Source organism: Acidovorax sp. CCYZU-2555, from assembly GCF_018413525.1.
GTDB lineage: Bacteria > Pseudomonadota > Gammaproteobacteria > Burkholderiales > Burkholderiaceae_C > Comamonas.
Window position 1 is genome coordinate 1 of record NZ_JAHCDD010000010.1, and the last position, 18787, is coordinate 18787.

Below are 18787 nucleotides of genomic sequence, written 5' to 3' on the forward strand. Positions count from 1 at the left end.
CGCTGACCACGAACAGCAGCGCGATGAAGCCCAGGTCCATGGGTTTTTGCCTGGCGTCGCCATGCTGGGGATGGCGCTTGAAGTTCAGCCGCCACAGGCCGGCCGTGCCCAGCATCAGGCTCACGCCGCCGACCGCGCCCAGGATCTTGGGCAGGCTGGGAAGGTCGTAGGGCGCGACCCAGCCGAACACATAGTGGTAGACCGTGGCCAGGCCGGTCGCGGCAAAGCACAGCATGAAGCCGTAGAAGGTCAGGTGGTGGCAGCGGCGGCGCTGCTGGGTATAGGCGTCGTCCTCGTTGTTGCAGCCCTGGCCGTGGCCGCCGTCGAGGTATTTGAGGCGCAGCACGTCCGAGGTCGCCTCGGCGGCCGCGGCGCTGCCGACATCGGCGCCGCTGGTCGCGGGCTTGACCTCTTTCCAGAAGCGGCGCACGCCCATGAACAGCGCGAACACCACGAACAGGAACACCGGCGCGAACATGCCCACCAGCAGGTTGTGTGGGAACAGGCGGTAGAAATTGCCGCCCAGGTCGGCGCCCCAGAGCGCGGCCAGGCCATTGCCCTGCAGCACCACGGCCAGCACCAGGAACAGCGTCAGCGCCGCGACCAGGGCCAGCGACAGCGTCAATCCGTTGCGCTGGTACAAGCTGCCCAGCGCGGGCGGCCAGGCGTAGTCGGCATAGGTCTTGCCGCGCACTTCGGCCATGGCCTTGGGGATGTTGACCGCGAACTCGTGCGGCGGCGCGTACTGGCAGGCGTGCAGGCAGGCGCCGCAGTTGTGGCACAGGTTGGCGAGGTAGTGCACGTCGGCCGTGCCGAACTCGAGCCGGCGCGTCATCGCCGGAAATACCGCGCAGAAACCTTCGCAGTAGCGGCAGGCATTGCAGATCTGCAGCGCGCGCGCGACTTCGGCTTCGGCGGAGATCAACTGGATGGGAATGACCTTGGCGGGCGACTTGGCGGCGGCCAGGCCGTTGGCCAGCGCCTTGGCGTCTTCGGTCAGGGATTGCAGGGTTTGCATGGCGGTTTCCTAGTCGGTGACGGCGCCAGCGACGGCTGGCAGGCCTTGTGCGGCCAGGGCCGCGTTGCGTCCGGCGATGCGGCCGAAGGCCGTGCCTATGGACATGCCCACGCCGGCCGTGTAGCCCTTGCCCAGCACGTTGCCGGCCATCATTTCCCCGGCGACGAACAGGTTGCTGCTCGGCTGACCCGCGAAGCGCACGGCCGCGGTGTCGTCGACCTTGAGGCCCAGGTAGGTGAAGGTCACGCCCGGGCGCAGCGCGTAGCCGTAGAACGGCGCGGTGTCTATGGGCCTGGCCCAGTGGGTCTTGGCGGGCGCCACGCCTTCGGTGTGGCAGTCGTCGAGCGCCGTGTGGTCGAACCGGCCCACGCGGCAGGCCGCGTTGTAGGTGTCCAGCGTGCGGATGAACGTCGCGGCGTCCAGGCCCAGCTTCTCGGCGAGTTCGGGCAGGCTGTTGGCGGTGATGCCCGGGAACACCGGCGGCATGAAGCGGCCAATGGCCTTGGCGTCGATGATCGAATAGGCGACCTGGCCCGGCTGCTGGGCCACGAGCCGGCCCCAGATCGCATAGCGCTTGGGCCAGAAGTCTTCGCCTTCGTCGTAGAAGCGTTCGGCGTCGCGGTTGACGACCACGCCCAGCGAGACGCAGTCGATGCGCGTGCAGATGCCTCCGTCATAGAGCGGCGCGCGCGCGTCTATCGCCACCATGTGGGCCTGCGTGGGGTCGCCTATGCGGTCGGCCTGCTGCTCGTCGAGCAGGTGGCGCAGCAGCACGCCCTTGTTGTAGGCCGTGCCGCGAATCAGGAAGTTGTCCGAAGGCCATTCGCCGCGCGCGTTCTGGCCCCAGGCCTCGCGCAGCCATTCGCGGTTGGACTCGAAGCCGCCGGCCGCGAGCACGCAGCTTTTGGCGGTGATGCGCTGGCCGTTGCACCAGGCGGCGACGAAGCGGCCGTTGTCGATTTCCAGCCTGTCCACGGGCGCTTCGTAGCGGATCTCCACGCCCAGCGCCTCGGCGCTGCGGAAGTAGGCGTTGACCAGGGCCTTGCCGCCGCCCATGAAGAAGGCGTTGGTGCGCGCGACATGCAGCGCGCCTGACAGCGGGGGCTGGAAATGCACGCCATGGCGGCGCATCCAGTCGCGGCAGGTCGACGAGGCGCGTATCACCAGGCGCGCGAGGTGTTCGTCGGTGATGCCGCCCGTGACCTTGAGCAGGTCCTGCCAGAACTCTTCTTCGGGGTAGGCTTCGACGAGCACGTCCTGCGGCGCGTCGTGCATGCAGCGCAGATTGCGCGTGTGGGCGGAGTTGCCGCCGCGCCATTCGCGGGGTGCGGACTCCAGCAGCAGCACGCGCGCACCCGCTTCGCGCGCCATCAGGGCGGCGCAAAGGGCGGCGTTGCCACCACCGATGACCAGAACATCGGTGTCCATGGGAATTCTCCTTGCAGTCTCTCTCGTGGGGAGCTCAACTGTAGGAATCAACCCGCCCCCGGTGCAGGGGCCTCAGTGCATGGGGGTATCAGTTATCGTGATGGATAGGCGAGATGCCGCTCCAGGCGCCCGACTGCACCAGTTCGCGCACGCAGTCGACCAGCACCACGCGCGCGGCCAGCGCGGCCGGCGACAGTTCGTCTTCGGACAGGCTGCACAGCAGGTTGGTGCGCTGCGCGTCCTTGTCGGTGATCAGCGCCGATTCGAAGCGCTGGGCTGCGTCCTCGAAGCGGCCCATCGCTGCCCAGGGCTGCAGCGACGAGCCCAGGCCAGCGTCCACGGCCGCCATCACCATCGACAGCGAATCGACTTCGAGCACCACATGCGGCGTGAAACGCGCCTGGGCGAACGCGGTGTCGAGCGTGCTGCGCAGGCCGTGCTGGCCCGTGGGCAGAATCAATGGCTCGTGCGCGAGATCGGCCAGCGCCATGGACGCGGACAGCGCGCTGGCGTGCGGGTGGCGGCGCGAGCGGATCAGGAACAGCCGTTCCTCGATCAGCGGGTGCACCTGCCAGCGCCGCCCGCCGGGCCGGGCCTGGCCGGCCTCGCTGCCGTGCAGGCGCGTGTCGAACAGCACCGCCATGTCGAGCGCGCGCGCATTGAGCATTTCGGCCAGATGGCCCGACATGCTTTCGACCATGTGCAGGCGCACGTCGGGGTAGCGCGTGCGCATGGCCTGCATCAGCGGCAGCGCCAGAATGGTGGCGGTGGTCGGCGCCAGGCCCAGACTCACCGAGCCCGACAGCCGCGACTGCTGGGCGCTGCGCACGGCCTGGTCGGCGTGGCGCAGCGCGAGCTGGGCTTCGCGAAAGAACGCGACGCCGGCCTCGGTGGGCACGACGCCGCGCGGCGTGCGCTGCAGCAGGCGCACGGCGAGCTCGCTCTCGAGCCGCGTGATCTGCTGGCTCAGCGCCGACTGCACGACATCGAGTTCGCGCGCCGCGCGGTTCATCGACCCCATTTCCACGATGCGCACAAAGTAGCGCAGCTGCCGCAATTCCATCGCTTGTCCTGTATTTGTCCCCACCACACCGTTGTGGGTGACGGGCTGGGATAATCGCACACCTATGACAAAGCATCGGGTGGTGGTGGGCCTTTCAGGCGGCGTGGATTCGGCGGTGACCGCCTATTTGCTCAAGCAGCAAGGCCATGACGTGGTCGGCATCTTCATGAAAAATTGGGAAGATGACGACGACAGCGAATTCTGTTCGTCGAACGTCGACTTCGTCGACGCCGCGGCCGTGGCCGACGTGATCGGCATCGAGATCGAGCATGTGAACTTCGCGGCCGAGTACAAGGACCGGGTGTTCGCCGAGTTCCTGCGCGAGTACCAGGCCGGGCGCACGCCCAACCCCGACGTGCTGTGCAACGCCGAAATCAAGTTCAAGGCCTTTCTCGACCATGCGATGCGCCTGGGCGCCGAGAAGATCGCCACCGGCCACTACGCGCGCGTGCGCCAGAACCTGCAGACGCAGCGCTTCGAGCTGCTCAAGGGCCTGGACCCGGCCAAGGACCAGAGCTATTTCCTGCACCGCCTCAACCAGGCCCAGCTGTCGAAGACGCTGTTCCCCGTGGGCGAGCTGCACAAGACCGAAGTGCGGCGCATCGCCGAGGAAATCGGCCTGCCCAACGCGAAGAAGAAAGACTCGACCGGCATCTGCTTCATCGGCGAGCGGCCGTTTCGCGATTTTCTGAACCGCTACATCAACAAGGAACCGGGCTGGATCCTCGATGATCGCGACCGCAAGCTGGGCCGCCATCAAGGCCTGTCGTTCTACACGCTGGGCCAGCGCCAGGGTCTGGGCATTGGCGGCATCAAGGAAAAAGGCGCGCAGCGCGGCGGCGGTGAACACCACCCCTGGTTCGTCGCGCGCAAGGAGCTGGACCGCAACGTGCTGCGCGTGGTGCAAGGCCATGACCATCCGTGGCTGCTGTCGCCGCAGCTCGACGCCGACAACGCCAGCTGGGTCGCGGGCGAGCCGCCGGCCGCGGGCACCTATGGCTCCAAGACGCGCTATCGCCAGCCCGATTCGCCGGCGGTCCTCAGTCAGGCCGTGGGCGAGACTTTCCGCCTCGACTTTCCCGAACCGCAATGGGCGGTCACGCCGGGCCAGTCGGCCGTGCTGTATGACGGCGATGTGTGCCTGGGCGGCGGCATGATTTCGGCCGTGGCCGGTTACGCGCAAGCCGCCTAGGCAAAGCGAATCCCCTCGGTCTGGGCTTGCAGCTGGGCAAAGCTCAGCTGCAAGGCCTGCGAGGCCTTGTGAAAAGCTGCGTCCACCAGGGCCTCGTCGGTACCCGCATGCTGCAGATCTGACTTGAGATGCGCGCCTATGCGCGACAGCACCGGGTCCAGCGCAATGCCCTTGTCGTTGAACTGCGCGCAGAGCTTGTGGATCGGATAGTGCTTCCTGTCGACTTCCGAGCCTGCGGGTGCCAGGTAGTTGCGGCCTATGGTTTCGAGCAGCGTGGCGCCCTGCTTGCCGAACAGGTAGTCGATGTCCTCGAACTTCCTGGCCTCGAAATCTTCGCCCATGGCCAGGCGGCCGAAATCGATGGCCTTGAGGTGCACGCTGCCGCTGTCCTTGATCTCATGTACGACCAGGTTGTGCATGTGCAGGTCGCGGTGGGCGACCTGGTTCTTGTAGAGCACGCGCGCCATGTCGACGATCTGCGGCAGCAGGCTTTTGGCCTGGTCGCGTGACAGCTTGTCGATGCAGTTGTCCATCTCCGTGCTGGCCACATGTTCAGGGTCATAGATGTCGACCACGGCATAGGCGTGCGCGCGGCTGAGTTCGGGGTGCAGGGTGGCGGGATCGGTGACTTTCTTCTGCGTGGAGATGTAGCTGGCCAGCTCGGGCTTGTCCTTGGCATATTGCGCCAGCGCGAGTTCGCGCTCGAAGTCCTCTTCGCCGGTCTGGGTGTCGGCGCGCAGCAGGCCGCTCCTGGCGTCGAATTTCTTGTTGACGCCGCCGCCCGAGAAGTCGGCGTCACGCACCTGGGCAACGCGCTCCTGGGTGTCGAGCCGGTGCTGGTCGATGGTGGTGACCTGCTCCTGAAGCATGTCCGTGTCCTGGGGCTTGCCCATATGCAGGCAGATCAAATCCTTTTCATGCGTGTCGATGGTGTCGGTCTTGATGGGCTGTCCGTTGATGTAGTACTCCACCGTGTATTGGTCCGGGACATTGGGGTGGGCCGTGATGTCCAGCGTGAAAAGCGACTGGCTGTCGGGCGAGGCGAGCTGCGACAGCAAGTCGAAGCGGGCGAAATTGCTGGTGCCGCCGTCGTGCAGCATGGCGTGCAGGTTCTGCAGTGCCAGCGCCTTGCTGTGGGGCCGGAAGAGATCGACGATGCTATCGAAAAAGTTGAGCTGGGTCGCTTGTTTGACGTCGCTGTCCATGAGCTTGGCGATGCGCGCGCTGCTCAGCGACAGCTGGGAGTTGGCCGTCAAGGGAATGGTGGTGCTCACGAAGGCCTCCTGTGGTTGGGCGAAGCAAAGGATTGGTAACCAGGGTGCATTGCGGGTTCCCTGGTCGGCGTGGTGGCGCCTGGCGGCGGCGCGGCGGTTTTCCGGGCGGAAAAGCGCATTTGGTTATGCGGATTCCTGCGTTGTGCGCGGGCGCGGGGCTGCCGAGAATCGGCTGCTCACCGCGTGCCCCGCACGCCCGTCTTTCGCACCGCTTCCAGCTGCTCCCGTCCCATGAACCAACGACTCCTTTCCCTCCGTTTTGCTGCCCCGTTTCGCGCCAGCGCCGTCGCCGGCGTTCTGCTCGCGGCCTTGATGGGCGGCGTCGCGGCACAGGCCGAAACGCTGCGCTGGGCGCGCTCCGCGGACGCTTCCACGCTGGACCCGCACGCGCTGAACAACGGCCCGAACCACAATCTGCTGCACCAGGTCTACGAGCCGTTGATCATCCGCACCGCCGACGGCAAGCTGCAGCCCACGCTGGCCACGTCGTGGACGCTGACCAGCGACCCGTCGGTATGGGAATTCAAGCTGCGCAAGGGCGTGAAGTTCCACGACGGCAGCCTGTTCACGGCCGATGATGTGCTGTTCTCTCTGGAGCGCGCGCGCTCGCCTTCGTCCGACATGCGCTCGCTGCTGGTGGCGATCACCGACGTGGTGAAGATCGATCCGTTCACCGTGCACATCAAGACTTCGGGCACCACGCCGCTGCTGCCCGACAACCTGATCAACATCCAGATCCTGAGCGCCGCCTGGGCCAAGAAGCATGGCGTGGAAGCGCCGCAAAAGCCTTCGGCCAAGGAGGAGACCTACGCCACGCGCAACGTCAACGGCACGGGCCCCTACACGCTGGTGTCGCGCGAGCCCGATGTGCGCACGGTGCTGAAGAAATTCCCCGGCTACTGGGGTGTGGGCCTGTTCCCGCTGCCCATCGACGAGCTGGTCTATCTGCCGATCAAGGCGCCCGCGACGCGCGTCGCCGCGCTGCTGTCGGGTGAAGTCGACTTCGTGCAGGATCTGCCCATCCAGGACATCGCGCGCCTGCGCGCCGACGCCAAGCTGCGCGTCAACCAGGCCGCGGAAAACCGCACCATCTTCCTGGGCCTGAACGTGGGCGCGGCGCCGCTGACCTACTCCGACGTCAAGGACAAGAACCCGCTGGCCGATGTGCGCGTGCGCCAGGCCTTCCAGCTGGCCATAGACCGCGTGGCGATCCAGAAGGCCGTGATGCGCGGCCTGTCGGTGCCGACCAACATCATCGCGCCGCCGTTCGTGCATGGCTACGACAAGGCGTTCGGCGCGGTCGGCAAGGCCGATGTGGCCCAGGCCAGGAAGCTGCTGGCCGATGCCGGCTACCCGAACGGCTTCGGCATCACGCTGCATTGCACCAACGACCGCTATCTCAACGACGAGGCGATCTGCCAGGCCGTGGCCGGCTTCCTGGGCCGCGCGGGCGTGAAGACCACCGTGGTGTCGCGTCCGCTGGCGATACAGACCGCGGCGATCAACGGCCAGGACACCGACTTCTATCTCTATGGCTGGGGTGTGCCGACCTATGACTCGGCCTACATCTTCGACTACCTGGTGCACACGCGCGGCAAGAATTCGCGCGGCGCGACCAATGCCACGCGCTACAGCAACGACGCCGTCGATCGCCAGATCGTGTCGCTGGCCTCGGAAGGCGACAGCAAGAAGCGCGACGCGACGATCAAGAGCATCTGGACCACGGTGCAGAAGGAACTGATCTATCTGCCGCTGCACGACCAGATCCAGACCTATGCGATGAAGCGCCGCTTCGACATTCCGGTGAATCCGTCGAACACGCCGTACTTCAAGCTGTTCAAGCTGGCCGAGAAGTAAGGCCTGTGATCAGGTGACCAGGCCGGCGAGCGCGCGGCCCGGTCCTTTTCCACACTCCACGAGAAGACTGCATGCCCTTGCTGTTTGCGCGTCGCCTGGGCCAGTCGTTGCTGGTGCTGCTGGCGGTTTCCTTCATTGCCTTCCTGGTGTTTCGCCACATCGGCGACCCGACCATCAGCCTGCTGGGCGAGGATGCTTCGCTGGCCGACCGCGAGGCGGTGATTGCCGAGCTGGGCTTCGATCAGCCCGTGGCCGTTCAGTATTTGCGCTACATGGGCAATGTGCTGCAAGGCGAGTTCGGCATCTCGTATCGGCTCAAGCGACCCGTGGTCGAAGTGATTGCCGAGCGCCTGCCCGCGACGCTGGAACTGGCGCTGATCGCCGGGCTGCTGGCCGTCGCCGGCGGGCTGGTGCTGGGCGTCTACACCGCCATCCACCGCGAGGCCTGGCTCAGCCGGGCGCTGATGACGCTGTCGCTGGTCGGGGTCTCGCTGCCCACGTTCCTGATCGGCATAGGCCTGATCTACCTGTTTGCCGTCGAGCTGCAATGGCTGCCGTCGTTCGGCCGCGGCGACACGGTGCAGCTCGGCGGCTGGACCACGGGCTTTCTCACGGCCTCGGGCTGGGCCTCGCTGGTGCTGCCGGTGTGCACGCTGGCGATGTTCAAGCTGACGCTGATCATGCGCCTGGTGCGCGCCGAGATGCTCGAAGCGCTGCGCACCGACTATGTGCGCTTTGCGCGTGCGCGCGGCCTGCCCGAAAAGCGCATCCATTACGGCCATGCGCTGCGCAACACGCTGATTCCCGTGGTGACCATCACCGGCCTGCAGATCGGCTCGCTGATCGCGTTCGCCATCGTCACCGAAACCGTCTTCCAGTGGCCGGGCGTGGGCCTGCTGTTCATCAACTCGATACAGGGCGTCGATGTGCCGGTGATCGCGGCCTATCTGATGCTGATCGCGGCGCTGTACGTGGTCATCAACTTCCTCGTCGACGGCGCCTATCTGCTGGTCGATCCGCGGCTGCGCCGCGGCTGAGACATACCTCCAAGAACATGGCTGAAACTTCTCCTTCTCTTGTGCCGGCGCGCTGGTGGCAGCTGCGCCGCTCCGATTCGGCCGTGCTGCGCGCGCTCGGTCGCTCGCTCACGGTGCAGGCCGCCGTGGTCGTGCTGTTGCTGCTGTGCGGCTGCGCGCTGTTCACGCCCTGGCTGGCGCTGCAGAACCCGTTCGATCCCGCGGGCCTCGAATTGCTCGATGCGTTCACCGCGCCGGGCCAGGCCGGGCTCTCGGGCATCGGCTATCCGCTGGGCGCCGACGAGCAGGGCCGCGATGTCTATTCGGCGATTCTTTACGGCCTGCGCATGTCGCTGTTCGTCGGCGGTGCCTCGGTGGCGTTGTCGCTCGCCATCGGCGTGCCGCTGGGCCTGATCGCGGGCTATACCGGCGGCTGGTTCGACACGCTGGTGATGCGCATTGCCGATGTGCAGCTGACGTTCCCGGTGCTGCTGGTCGCGCTGCTGGTGTTCGGCATCGCGCGCGGCATCCTGCCCGAGAGCTACCGCGACGACATGGCGCTGTACGTGATCATCCTGGCGATCGGGCTGTCGGAATGGGTGCAGTACGCGCGCACCGTGCGCGGCGCCGTGATGGTCGAGAAGCACAAGGACTATGTGCTGGCCGCGCAGGTCATAGGCCGCTCGCGCAGCGGCATTCTGGTGCGCCACATCCTGCCGAATCTGCTCGCTCCCGTGCTGGTGATCGCCACCATCAGCTTTGCGCTGGCCATCGTCGCCGAGTCGACGCTGTCGTATCTGGGCGTGGGCCTGCCGCCGACCCAGCCTTCGCTGGGCACGCTGATCCGCGTGGGCCAGGGCTTTCTGTTTTCCGGTGAATGGTGGATTCTGCTGTTCCCCGGGCTGGTGCTGCTGGCGCTGGCACTTTCCGTCAACCTGGTCGGCGACTGGCTGCGCGACGCTTTGAACCCGAAACTGCAATGACCGCCCGCGACGCTTTCCTCAAGACCTCGGCCGAGAGTTTGTTGGTCGACGCCCCCATTCTGCGCGTGCAGAACCTGGGCGTGACTTTCGATACCCACCGCGGCCCGGTCACGGTGCTCAACGACGTGTCGTTCGAGATACGCCCCGGCGAAATACTGGGCGTGGTCGGTGAATCGGGCGCGGGCAAGTCGATGACCGGCAATGCCGTGATCGGCCTGATCGCGCCGCCCGGGCGCATGAGCAGCGGCCAGATTTTCCTGCGCGACGAACGCATAGACACGCTGTACGGCGAAGACTTCCGCCGGCTGCGCGGCAAGCATATCGGCATGGTGTTCCAGGACCCGCTGACCAGCCTCAACCCGGTGCTGACCATAGGCCAGCACCTGATCGAAACCATACGCCAGCACCTGCCGCTGAACGAGCGCCAGGCACGTCAGCGCGCGATCGATCTGCTGACCGAAGTCGAGATCGCCGAGCCCGCGGCCCGGCTCAACCAGTTTCCGCACCAGTTCTCGGGCGGCATGCGCCAGCGCGTGGCGATTGCGCTGGCGCTCAGCGCCGAGCCCGCGCTGCTGATCGCCGACGAGCCCACGACCGCGCTCGACGTTTCGGTCCAGGCCCAGGTGATTCGCGTGCTGCGCCGCGTCTGCAAGGAGCACGGCACGGCCGCGATGCTGATCACGCACGACATGGGCGTGATCGCCGAAGCCGCCGACCGCGTGATGGTCATGTACCAGGGCCGGGTGCTCGAGACCGGGCCGGTGCGCCAGGTGCTCGATGCGCCGGCCGCGCCCTATACGCGCGCGCTGATGGCGGCGATTCCTTCGCTGACCGCCCCCACGCACCGGCTGCCCGTGCCGGAGATTGGTGCGGCCGGCTCAGGCGCGGCGGTTGGCCCAGGCGCTGCGCCCGCCGCGCCCGCGGTCCGCGCCGTGGTCGACGGGCCGGCGCTGGTGCAGATCAGCGGGCTGTCGCGCGACTTCGATCTGTCGGGCGGCTGGCTCGCGCGCACCATTGCGCGCCAAACGAAACGCGTGCTGCATGCGGTGCAGGATGTGAGCTTCTCGATCGCGCGCGGCAGCAGCTTCGGCCTGGTCGGCGAGTCGGGCTCGGGCAAGTCGACGGTGGCGCGAATGATCGCCGGACTCACGCGGCCCACCGCGGGACGCATCGTGATCGACGGCCAGGACCGCTGGGCCGATCCCGCATCGGCCGTCGCGCTGCGCCGGCGTTTTCAGATGATCTTCCAGGACCCGTATGCAAGCCTCAACCCGCGCTGGAAGGTGGGCCAGATCATCGCCGAGCCGCTGGAGGTGCTGGGCCTGAGCAGCGGGCCCGAAGAGACCGCCGAGCGCGTGCAGGAAGCGCTGCGCCGCGTGCGCCTGTCGCCCGACGATGTGCGCCGCTACCCGCACCAGTTCTCGGGCGGTCAGCGCCAGCGCATCGCGATCGCGCGCGCGCTGGTGAGCCGGCCCGAGTTCATTGTGTGCGACGAACCCACGTCGTCGCTCGACGTGTCGGTGCAGGCCCAGGTGCTGAACCTGATGAAGGACTTGCAGGAAGAGTTCGGCCTGACCTATCTGCTGATCAGCCACAACCTGGCCGTGGTGCGCCATATGTGCGACACGGTGGGCGTGATGCAGCAGGGGCAGCTGGTCGAAGTGGGCCAGGCGCAGCGCGTGCTGACCGCGCCCGAACATGCCTACACCCAGGCGCTGATCGCCGCGGTGCCCGACATGCACCGCGTGCGCCCCGACTGATGCGCGGGCCCCGCGTCAAAACCGGGTCTTGAGGCAATCGACAAAGGCGTTGAAGGCCAGCGAGCGCACGTCCGAAGCAATGTGGAAGGCGACCGCGGGAATGCTCAGCGCGGGCTCTATGGGCCTGACGTCCATGTCGGACGCAATCGCCTGGGCGGTGAACTTGTCGACGATCGCAAAGCCCGTGCCTTCGCGCGCGAAAGCCGCTGCGACGTAGTAGCTGCGCGTCTCCAGCATGGGGTTGGTCGGGCTCTCCTCGAGGCCGGGCCAGGCATCGCGAATGCATTGCGCCAGCGGGTCGCTGCCGCCTATGCCTATCCATTGCGCGGGCTCGAGTTCGGCCAGGCGGATGCCGCCGGCCGTTCCTGCCGCTGGCGCCGTGCCTGCGGCGCGCGCCAGATGGACGATGGGAATGTCGCCCAGGGGCAGCTTCTCCAGCGCGGGATGCGCGGGCATGTCGAAGCCTATGGAGATATCGATTTCGCGGCGCACCAGGTTCTCCACCAGCTCGTCGCCATTGCCGGTCACGACCTCCAGCGAGACGCCCGGATATCTCGCGCGGAACTCGCCGACGATTCCCGGCAGCAGGCCCAGACTCAGGCTGGGCAGGCAGCCTATGCGCAGATGGTCCTGTGGATTTCTCTTGAGCTTGCGCGTCAGGCGCTCTACGTTTTCGACTTGCGAGAACAGTTCGGTGGTCTGCACGAAAAGCTGTTCGGCCTCGCGCGTGTGCACCAGCCGGCCGCCGGCGCGCTTGAACAGCACCAGCCCGAACGCATGTTCGGCCTGGGCCAGGGCCTTGCTGGCCGCGGACTGGGTCAGGTTCAGCAGTTCGGCGGCGCCGCTGACCGAGCCGGTCCGCATGACCGAATGGAAGATTTCCAGGTGGCGTAGTCGCATGGCTTGGAGGGGCTGGGTTTGTGGGGCGGGGTGGGCGGAGCTCTAAGCATGGGCCATGCCAGAGCGCCTGATTTTGCCCCGTTAACTGTCCAGTCAAAAACGACTGGCCTCCCCGCTTTTTTTCACTGGCGCTGGGCCCAGGCCTTCCCTAATACTGCAGGCCTTTCGCAGCACCGTCGCGGTGCTGTCGCATCTCCTCACAGGACCTGACAGCATGAGTGAAATTTTTATCGACGACCAGCAGGTCGCCAAGGCCGTCTCCATGCGCGAGGCCATAGAAGCCATGCGCCTGGCCTTCCTGGACATGGGCCGTGGCGGCTCCAGCATCCAGGACCGGGTGCGCATCCATGCGGGCGGCAATTCGCTGTCCATGATGGGCGGCATTCACGGCGCCGACAAGGTGATGGGCGCCAAGGTCTACCCCACCGTCGGCGGTCAGTTCGATTTCGTCATCAATCTGTTCTCGGCCGAGACCGGCAAGCTGCTGCGCGTGGTCCAGGGCAACGAGCTGACCCGGCTGCGCACCGCGGCCGTGACGCGCGTGGTCGCCGATGCCTGCGTGCGCAAGTCGCATGTGGCGCTGGCCATTTTCGGCAGCGGCATCCAGGCCCAGGCCCATGCCGAAGCGTTCTGCGCCGACGGCTTCGCCACCGAAGTGCTGGTCTGTGCGCGCGACGACGCCGAGGCCTTTGCCCGCAGCGTCCAGCAGCTGTACGGCGTGCCCGCGCGCGTGGTCGATGCGGCCACCGCGGCATCGCAGGCCGATATCGTCATCACCGCGACGCGCTCGTCCACTGCGCTGTTCGATGGCGCCGCATTGCGTCCCGGCACGTTCGTCGCGGCGATAGGCTCGTCGAAGCCGAGCGCGCGCGAGATCGATGACGTGGTGCTGGCGCGCGCCGGCGTGGTGGTCGTGGAGTCGCGCGCCCAGGCGCTGCGCGAAGGCGGCGATCTGGTGATGGCCGCCGATCAGCAGGCGCTGGGCAGTAAGGTGATTGAACTCGGCCCGCTGCTGGTCGATCCAGGACTGCTCCAAGGCGCGGCAGGCGATATCACGGTCTACAAATCGGTGGGCGTGGGCATTGAAGATGTGGCGCTGGCGCAGCTGGTGCACCGGAATCTGCCGCGCGCCTGATCGGCTTGTCCCCATGCGGTCCCGGGATGCTTGCCATGTTCCGGTGCAGGCGCCCGATCGGCTCGCCTGCCTAGGCACCACGCCGGGGAAAAAAGCGGGCCGTGCGGGCCTGGATTGCACCGGCAACGGGCGTGCCGGGAGGGTATTCAAAAATGACTACCCCACCCTGTTTTTTTCGTTGGCGGCCAGTGCCTGCGCTGCAGATACTGAGACCCATATCTCCTTCGACCTTGATTGATCCAACCCTTGCCTGGAAGCACCACCATGAACCTCCGTCCCGTTCGCCTCACTTTCGTTGCCGTGGCCGCGACCCTGGCATTCGCTGCCCAGGCCGCCTGGCCTGATCGCCCGATCAAGATCGTCGTGCCCTCCGCCGCGGGCGGATCGCCCGACATCCTGACGCGGATCTTCAGCAACGAATTGGGCAAGCGCCTGGGCCAGAGCGTGGTGGTGGAGAACCGCCCCGGCGCGGGCGGCGGCATAGGCATGCAGGCCGTGATGACGGCCAGCCCCGACGGCTACACGATCGGCTACGGCAACAACGCCACGCTGGCGACCAACGAGTTCCTGTTCTCCAAGCTGCCCTACGACCCCGCGAAACTCGTTCCCGTGATCGCGCTGACCAGCACCGGCAGCCTGCTGGTGGTGAACAAGGACCTGCCTATCCAGAACGTGCAGGAGCTCGTGCGCTACGTCAAGCAGAACCCCGCGAACTCCTTCTTCGGTTCGGGCGGCACGGGCACCACCAGCCATCTCGGCGCCGAGATGTTCAAGACCATGACGGGCATAGGCAGCATGCACATTCCCTACAAGGGCGCGCCCCAGGCCATCACCGACCTGATGGGCGGCAGCGTGCAGTTCCTGTTCGACAACATCGCCTCCGTGGGCCCGGCCGTGACGGGCGGCAAGCTGCGCGCGATCGCGGTCACGTCCAAGGAGCGTTCGCCGCAGTTTCCCGCGGTGCCCACGCTCAATGAATCGGGCGTGCCGGGCTTTGAAATGCGCGCCTGGGGGGCGCTGGTCGCGCCGCCGGGAACGCCCGCGGAGATCGTCAATCGCCTCAACATCGAAGTCAACGCGATTCTCAAGGACGAGAAAGTGCGCGCCCAGTTCGAGCAGCTGGCCTTCACGCCCATCGGCGGAACGCCGCAGGACCTGCGCCGCCTGGTCGAATCCGAGCGCGTGAAGTGGGGCGAAGTCGTGCGCAAGAGCGGCGCCAAAGTGGATTGAGGGCCTTGATGTCTGCAGTTTTCCACTCCGACAGCGCACAGAGCTACTGGAGCATGCATCCGCGCGCGCGCGGCCCGCGCCACGCGCATGTCACGGTCATAGGCGCGGGCATCGTGGGCCTGACCACGGCCGCGGCGCTGAGCCGCTCGGGCCATGAAGTCACGGTGATCGATGCCGCCGCGCATGTGGGCCGCGGCACCAGCTTCGGCAATGGCTGCCAGCTGTCCTATGGCTATGTGGCGCCGCTGGCCCAGCCGAGTCTGCTGCCCGAGTTGCCCAGCCTGCTGCTGGCGAAGAACGCGCCGCTGAAGATCGTTCCGCGGCTCGATCCCGCGCAGTGGCGCTGGATGATGGAGTTTCTGCTGGCCTGCCGCGGCTCGACGGCGCGGCAAAGCTCGCTGGAACTGCTGGCGCTGGGAAGCCTGAGCCGCCACGAGACAGATCTGTGGCTGCGCGACGCCGACCCCGCGCAATTGAAGTACTCCGAGACCGGCAAGCTGGTGCTGCTGCCCAGCGCCCAGGCGCTGGCCAAGGCCGAGGCCCAGGTGCGCTTGCAGGCCGCGCACGGGCCGCTGCAGCGCTGCATCGGTGAAGACGAAGCCCTGCGCATAGAACCCGCGTTGGCGCGTTTCAAGGGCCGCATCGCGGGCGCGATTCACACGCCCAGCGAATGCGCGATCGACAGCCATGCGCTGTGCCTGGCGCTGGAGCGCCAGCTCAGGGCGCGCGGCGTCGAGTTCAAGCTGGGGCAGAGGGTCACGGGCTTTGCCCGCGCGGGCCGGCGCGTCGCGCAGCTGATCGCCAATGGGCAGGCGCTGGATGTCGACGGCCTGGTGCTGGCCACGGGCCCGGCCACGGCCGCCGTGGCCCGCATGCTGGGCTTCTCGCTGCCGGTCTATCCGCTCAAGGGCTACAGCATCACGGCGCGCATTGTCGATGCGGCCGGAGTGCCGCGCGTCAGCATCACCGATGCGGCGCGCAAAGTCGTCTACGCCCGCATAGGCGACCATCTGCGCGTCGCGGGCGTGGCCGAGATTCGCGGCTACGACCGCAGCATCCAGGCGGACAGAATTGCCGAACTGGTGGGCCATACGCGCGAAGCCTTCGGCGCCGCGGTCGACCTCGACTCCGTTTCCGAATGGTCGGGGCTCAGGCCCGCGACGCCCACGTCCGTGCCCATCATCGGCGCTTCGCCGCTGGACAATGTATTCCTCAACGTCGGCCACGGCGCGCTGGGCCTGACGCTGGCCTTCGGCTCGGCGGCCACGATCGCCCACAAGATGAGCGCGCTCTGATCACAAGGCAGCAACCATGCACAACGAAACTTCCTTCGACATCCTCATTCGCGGCGGCGCCATCATCGACGGCACCAAGAGGCCCAGGTACACGGCCGATGTCGCCATCCGCGGCGAGCGCATCGTCGGCATAGGCGACTTCAGCCAACACACCGCGGCCACGGAAATCGATGCCACGGGGCTGGTCGTCGCGCCGGGCTTCATCGACTCGCACACGCACGACGACCAGGCGCTGCTGTCGCAGCCCGACCTGCCGTTCAAGGTCTCGCAGGGCGTGACTACGGTGGTGACGGGCAACTGCGGCATCAGCATCGCGCCGCTGCGCGCCGGCACGGCCCTGCCTTCGCCGCTGAACCTGCTGGATGCGGGCAACGAGCGCTTCACGACGTTCGGCGCCTACCTCGACGCGCTGCGCGCCAGCCCTTCGGCTGTCAACGTGGTGCCCATGGTCGGGCATACCAACTTCCGCACCATCGTCATGGACGACCTGGAGCGCGCGGCCACGCCCGACGAAGTCGAGGCCATGAAGGCCTTGCTGGAGGAGGCGCTGGCGGCGGGCGCGGTCGGCATGTCGACGGGCACCTACTATCCGCCGGCCGCGGCCGCGACGGAGCAGGAAGTCACCGAAGTCTCGCGCCCGCTCGCGGCGCGCCGCGCGCTCTACGTTTCCCATATCCGCAACGAAGCCGACAGATGCCTTGAATCGCTGGAGGAAACCTTTCGCATAGGCCATGAGGTTTCGACGCCCATTCTGCTGTCGCACCACAAGCTGATGCGCAAGGCCAACTTCGGCAAGTCGACGGTCACGCTGCGCCGCATCGAGGAGGAAATGCAGCGCCAGTGCGTGAATCTCGACTGCTATCCGTACACCGCGAGTTCCACCATGCTGCACCTGGACGAGGAGCGCCTGCAGGGGCGCGTGACGCTCGCGTCGTGCGAGCCCTATCCGCATTTCGCGGGGCGTGATCTGCAGGACATCGCCGACGAATGGGGCGTGTCGCGCGTCGAGGCATCGAAGCGCCTGCAGCCGGCGAGCGCCATCTACTACAGCATGGACGAGGAAGACGTGCAGCGCATCCTGGCGTTCGAGCGCACCATGATCGGCTCCGATGGCGTGCCCGCGGGCGAGCGCCCGCATCCGCGGCTGTGGGGCACGTTTGCGCGCGTGCTGGGCCGCTACAGCCGCGACGTTCAGCTGTTTCCGCTCGAGACCGCGGTCTGGAAGATGACCGGCCTGACGGCCGAAGTGTTCGGGCTGGAACAGCGCGGACAGGTGGCCCGCGACTTCCATGCGGACATCACCATCTTCGACCCGGCCACCGTGCAGGACCTGGCCGATTACGACCATCCGACCAGGCCCGCGCAAGGCATAGAGGCGGTGATCGTCAATGGCGCTGTGGCCTACCGTTCGGGCGTGCACCGGCATACGCGCACGGGCAAGGTGCTGGCGCGCAAGCCCGCGGACGCCGCCGCCTGAACTTCGGTGAGCCGGGCCGGCCGGCGCGCGTCAGAAGACGTGCGAGACCCCCAGTCCGGTGAACGAGGCGTCGGCGCCCGGGGCCTGCGAGGCCAGGCCGTTGAGCGTGACGCGCGACAGGCCTTCGTTGTTCACGCGCGCGAAGCGCGCATAAAGGCGCGTGCGCTTGGACAGTACATAGTCGTAGCCCAGCTGCACGCCGCGTGCGCGCGCATCGACGCCGCTGACCCGGCGCTGCGCCAGCTGCGCGATCAGCACATGCGGGCCGCCCACGTTCCAGCGCACCGAGGCCATGGCGTTGGTGCTGTCGGGAATGGTCGCGGCATCGGCCGTGTTGCGGTTGAACGTGCCGTACAGCGTGACGTCGCCCAGCTTGTAGGTCGCGCCCACGAAGTGCGAGACGCTGGCCTCGGGGTGGGCCACGGGCGCGGCGGCCGTGCCGCTGTTGTTGCGCTGGTAGCCGTAGCCCAGGTAGACCGGGCCGCTCGCATATTGCAGGTTCAGGCCCAGGCCGCGGCCCGACGCCGCGCTGCCCGCGGCTTCGCCTGCCGAGTACATCAGCTCGCCCCAGACGCCGCCTATGCGCGGCGAGGTGTAGCGCAGCGAGTTGTCGGTGAAGCCGGGCGTGAAGGCCGTGGTCGTGTTGCTGGTCTGGGCGAGGAACATGTTCCAGCCCAGCGAAGTGCGGTTGCGCGCCAGCGGGTCGGAAGTCAGGCCGACCACGAAGGTCGGCGACCACATGCGGCCCAGGTCGATTGCGCCCCAGGAGCCCGAAAGACCCACCTGGTTCCAGCGGCTGAAGAACTTGGTCGCGTTGTTCTGCGTGCCGTCATCGGCGTTGAGGCCGGCCTCGAGCCGGAAGTTGGCGCGCAGGCCGCCGCCCAGGTCTTCGCTGCCGCGAAAGCCCAGGCGCGAGACGGTGTTCAGGCCCGAGCTGAGCCGGTTCACGCTGTTGCTGCCGTTCTTCGCGAACTCGAAGCCCATGTCGACCGCGCCGTACACCGTCACCTGCGATCCGGCCTTGCTTTCCTGGGCTGCGGCCTGGGTCGCGGCGGCCATGGTGGCCATGGCCGCGATCAGCGCCAGCGCCGTGCTTGCATGCTTGCTGTTCATCGTCTTCGTCCCCTCGTCTGTTGAATGGTGTCTTGCGGCGTGTTCG

Annotated in this window: 15 protein-coding genes; 9 read left to right on the forward strand and 6 right to left on the reverse strand. The window is 67.1% G+C overall.

The window, feature by feature from the left end; translation table 11 throughout:
• From tcuB to KHY18_RS05100, 3 genes are all read right to left on the reverse strand, one after another.
• Positions 1–1018 (reverse strand): tricarballylate utilization 4Fe-4S protein TcuB (gene tcuB, locus KHY18_RS05090; protein ID WP_213295041.1); only part of this gene is annotated, 1018 nt, incomplete at its 3' end.
• Between the two features lie 9 nt (positions 1019–1027).
• Positions 1028–2446 carry an FAD-dependent tricarballylate dehydrogenase TcuA gene (gene tcuA, locus KHY18_RS05095; protein WP_213295044.1) on the reverse strand — a complete coding sequence of 473 codons (1419 nt, stop codon included), beginning with the start codon at positions 2444–2446 and terminating at the stop codon, positions 1028–1030.
• Between the two features lie 88 nt (positions 2447–2534).
• On the reverse strand, positions 2535–3509 hold the full coding sequence (locus KHY18_RS05100) for a LysR family transcriptional regulator (RefSeq protein ID WP_213295047.1): 975 nt from the start codon (positions 3507–3509) through the stop codon (positions 2535–2537).
• Between the two features lie 64 nt (positions 3510–3573).
• On the opposite strand from KHY18_RS05100, the gene mnmA reads away from it, so the two are divergent.
• Positions 3574–4701: a tRNA 2-thiouridine(34) synthase MnmA gene (gene mnmA, locus KHY18_RS05105; RefSeq protein WP_213295050.1), complete on the forward strand. Its 1128-nt coding sequence runs from the start codon at positions 3574–3576 to the stop codon at positions 4699–4701.
• Here the strand turns inward: mnmA and KHY18_RS05110 are convergent.
• On the reverse strand, positions 4698–5975 hold the full coding sequence (locus KHY18_RS05110) for a T3SS effector SopD family protein (RefSeq protein WP_213295053.1): 1278 nt from the start codon (positions 5973–5975) through the stop codon (positions 4698–4700). The two genes, mnmA and KHY18_RS05110, sit on opposite strands and share 4 nt — an antisense overlap.
• 231 nt (positions 5976–6206) lie before the next feature.
• Here KHY18_RS05110 and KHY18_RS05115 point away from each other — a divergent pair, with 231 nt between their 5' ends.
• From KHY18_RS05115 to KHY18_RS05130, 4 genes are all read left to right on the forward strand, one after another.
• Entirely contained in the window at positions 6207–7832 is a 1626-nt protein-coding gene (locus tag KHY18_RS05115) for an ABC transporter substrate-binding protein (RefSeq protein WP_213295056.1), read from the forward strand.
• Between the two features lie 71 nt (positions 7833–7903).
• Positions 7904–8869 carry an ABC transporter permease gene (locus tag KHY18_RS05120; protein WP_213295059.1) on the forward strand — a complete coding sequence of 322 codons (966 nt, stop codon included), beginning with the start codon at positions 7904–7906 and terminating at the stop codon, positions 8867–8869.
• Between the two features lie 17 nt (positions 8870–8886).
• Positions 8887–9831, forward strand: coding sequence for an ABC transporter permease (locus KHY18_RS05125; RefSeq protein ID WP_213295061.1), 945 nt, complete (start codon positions 8887–8889; stop codon positions 9829–9831).
• A complete protein-coding gene (locus tag KHY18_RS05130; protein WP_213295063.1) occupies positions 9828–11591 on the forward strand; it encodes a dipeptide ABC transporter ATP-binding protein in 1764 nt (587 codons plus the stop codon). The genes KHY18_RS05125 and KHY18_RS05130 overlap by 4 nt, the downstream gene beginning before the upstream one ends.
• A 15-nt stretch (positions 11592–11606) precedes the next feature.
• Here the strand turns inward: KHY18_RS05130 and KHY18_RS05135 are convergent, their stop codons facing one another.
• The gene (locus tag KHY18_RS05135; RefSeq protein WP_213295064.1) at positions 11607–12491 is read right to left on the reverse strand and encodes a LysR family transcriptional regulator; all 885 of its coding nucleotides are present in this window, start codon (positions 12489–12491) and stop codon (positions 11607–11609) included.
• Between the two features lie 214 nt (positions 12492–12705).
• Between KHY18_RS05135 and KHY18_RS05140 the strand changes: the two genes are divergently transcribed.
• The 4 genes from KHY18_RS05140 to KHY18_RS05155 all read left to right on the forward strand — a co-directional run bounded on the left by KHY18_RS05140 (position 12706) and on the right by KHY18_RS05155 (position 17628).
• A complete protein-coding gene (locus KHY18_RS05140; RefSeq protein WP_213295066.1) occupies positions 12706–13626 on the forward strand; it encodes an ornithine cyclodeaminase family protein in 921 nt (306 codons plus the stop codon).
• Positions 13627–13890: 264 nt separating this feature from the next.
• Positions 13891–14856, forward strand: coding sequence for a Bug family tripartite tricarboxylate transporter substrate binding protein (locus KHY18_RS05145; RefSeq protein ID WP_213295067.1), 966 nt, complete (start codon positions 13891–13893; stop codon positions 14854–14856).
• 8 nt (positions 14857–14864) lie between these two features.
• Complete coding sequence (locus KHY18_RS05150; RefSeq protein ID WP_249728927.1) at positions 14865–16151, forward strand: D-amino acid dehydrogenase; 1287 nt, start codon at positions 14865–14867, stop codon at positions 16149–16151.
• A 16-nt stretch (positions 16152–16167) separates the two neighbouring features.
• Positions 16168–17628 (forward strand): N-acyl-D-amino-acid deacylase family protein, encoded by a 1461-nt coding sequence (locus KHY18_RS05155; protein ID WP_213295068.1) that lies wholly within the window; start codon positions 16168–16170, stop codon positions 17626–17628.
• Between the two features lie 30 nt (positions 17629–17658).
• Here the strand turns inward: KHY18_RS05155 and KHY18_RS05160 are convergent, their stop codons facing one another.
• Positions 17659–18741, reverse strand: a complete 1083-nt coding sequence (locus tag KHY18_RS05160) for a porin (protein WP_213295069.1) — start codon at positions 18739–18741, stop codon at positions 17659–17661.
• Positions 18742–18787: the final 46 nt, after the last annotated feature.

What these genes read in the sequence shown, in the direction of transcription:
- tcuA (WP_213295044.1), bottom strand. Translation starts at nt 2,446, where the DNA reads ATGGACACCGATGTTCTGGTCATCGGTGGTGGCAACGCCGCCCTTTGC.
- KHY18_RS05100 (WP_213295047.1), bottom strand. Translation starts at nt 3,509, where the DNA reads ATGGAATTGCGGCAGCTGCGCTACTTTGTGCGCATCGTGGAAATGGGG.
- mnmA (WP_213295050.1), top strand. Translation starts at nt 3,574, where the DNA reads ATGACAAAGCATCGGGTGGTGGTGGGCCTTTCAGGCGGCGTGGATTCG.
- KHY18_RS05115 (WP_213295056.1), top strand. Translation starts at nt 6,207, where the DNA reads ATGAACCAACGACTCCTTTCCCTCCGTTTTGCTGCCCCGTTTCGCGCC.
- KHY18_RS05120 (WP_213295059.1), top strand. Translation starts at nt 7,904, where the DNA reads ATGCCCTTGCTGTTTGCGCGTCGCCTGGGCCAGTCGTTGCTGGTGCTG.
- KHY18_RS05125 (WP_213295061.1), top strand. Translation starts at nt 8,887, where the DNA reads ATGGCTGAAACTTCTCCTTCTCTTGTGCCGGCGCGCTGGTGGCAGCTG.
- KHY18_RS05130 (WP_213295063.1), top strand. Translation starts at nt 9,828, where the DNA reads ATGACCGCCCGCGACGCTTTCCTCAAGACCTCGGCCGAGAGTTTGTTG.
- KHY18_RS05135 (WP_213295064.1), bottom strand. Translation starts at nt 12,491, where the DNA reads ATGCGACTACGCCACCTGGAAATCTTCCATTCGGTCATGCGGACCGGC.
- KHY18_RS05140 (WP_213295066.1), top strand. Translation starts at nt 12,706, where the DNA reads ATGAGTGAAATTTTTATCGACGACCAGCAGGTCGCCAAGGCCGTCTCC.
- KHY18_RS05145 (WP_213295067.1), top strand. Translation starts at nt 13,891, where the DNA reads ATGAACCTCCGTCCCGTTCGCCTCACTTTCGTTGCCGTGGCCGCGACC.
- KHY18_RS05150 (WP_249728927.1), top strand. Translation starts at nt 14,865, where the DNA reads ATGTCTGCAGTTTTCCACTCCGACAGCGCACAGAGCTACTGGAGCATG.
- KHY18_RS05155 (WP_213295068.1), top strand. Translation starts at nt 16,168, where the DNA reads ATGCACAACGAAACTTCCTTCGACATCCTCATTCGCGGCGGCGCCATC.
- KHY18_RS05160 (WP_213295069.1), bottom strand. Translation starts at nt 18,741, where the DNA reads ATGAACAGCAAGCATGCAAGCACGGCGCTGGCGCTGATCGCGGCCATG.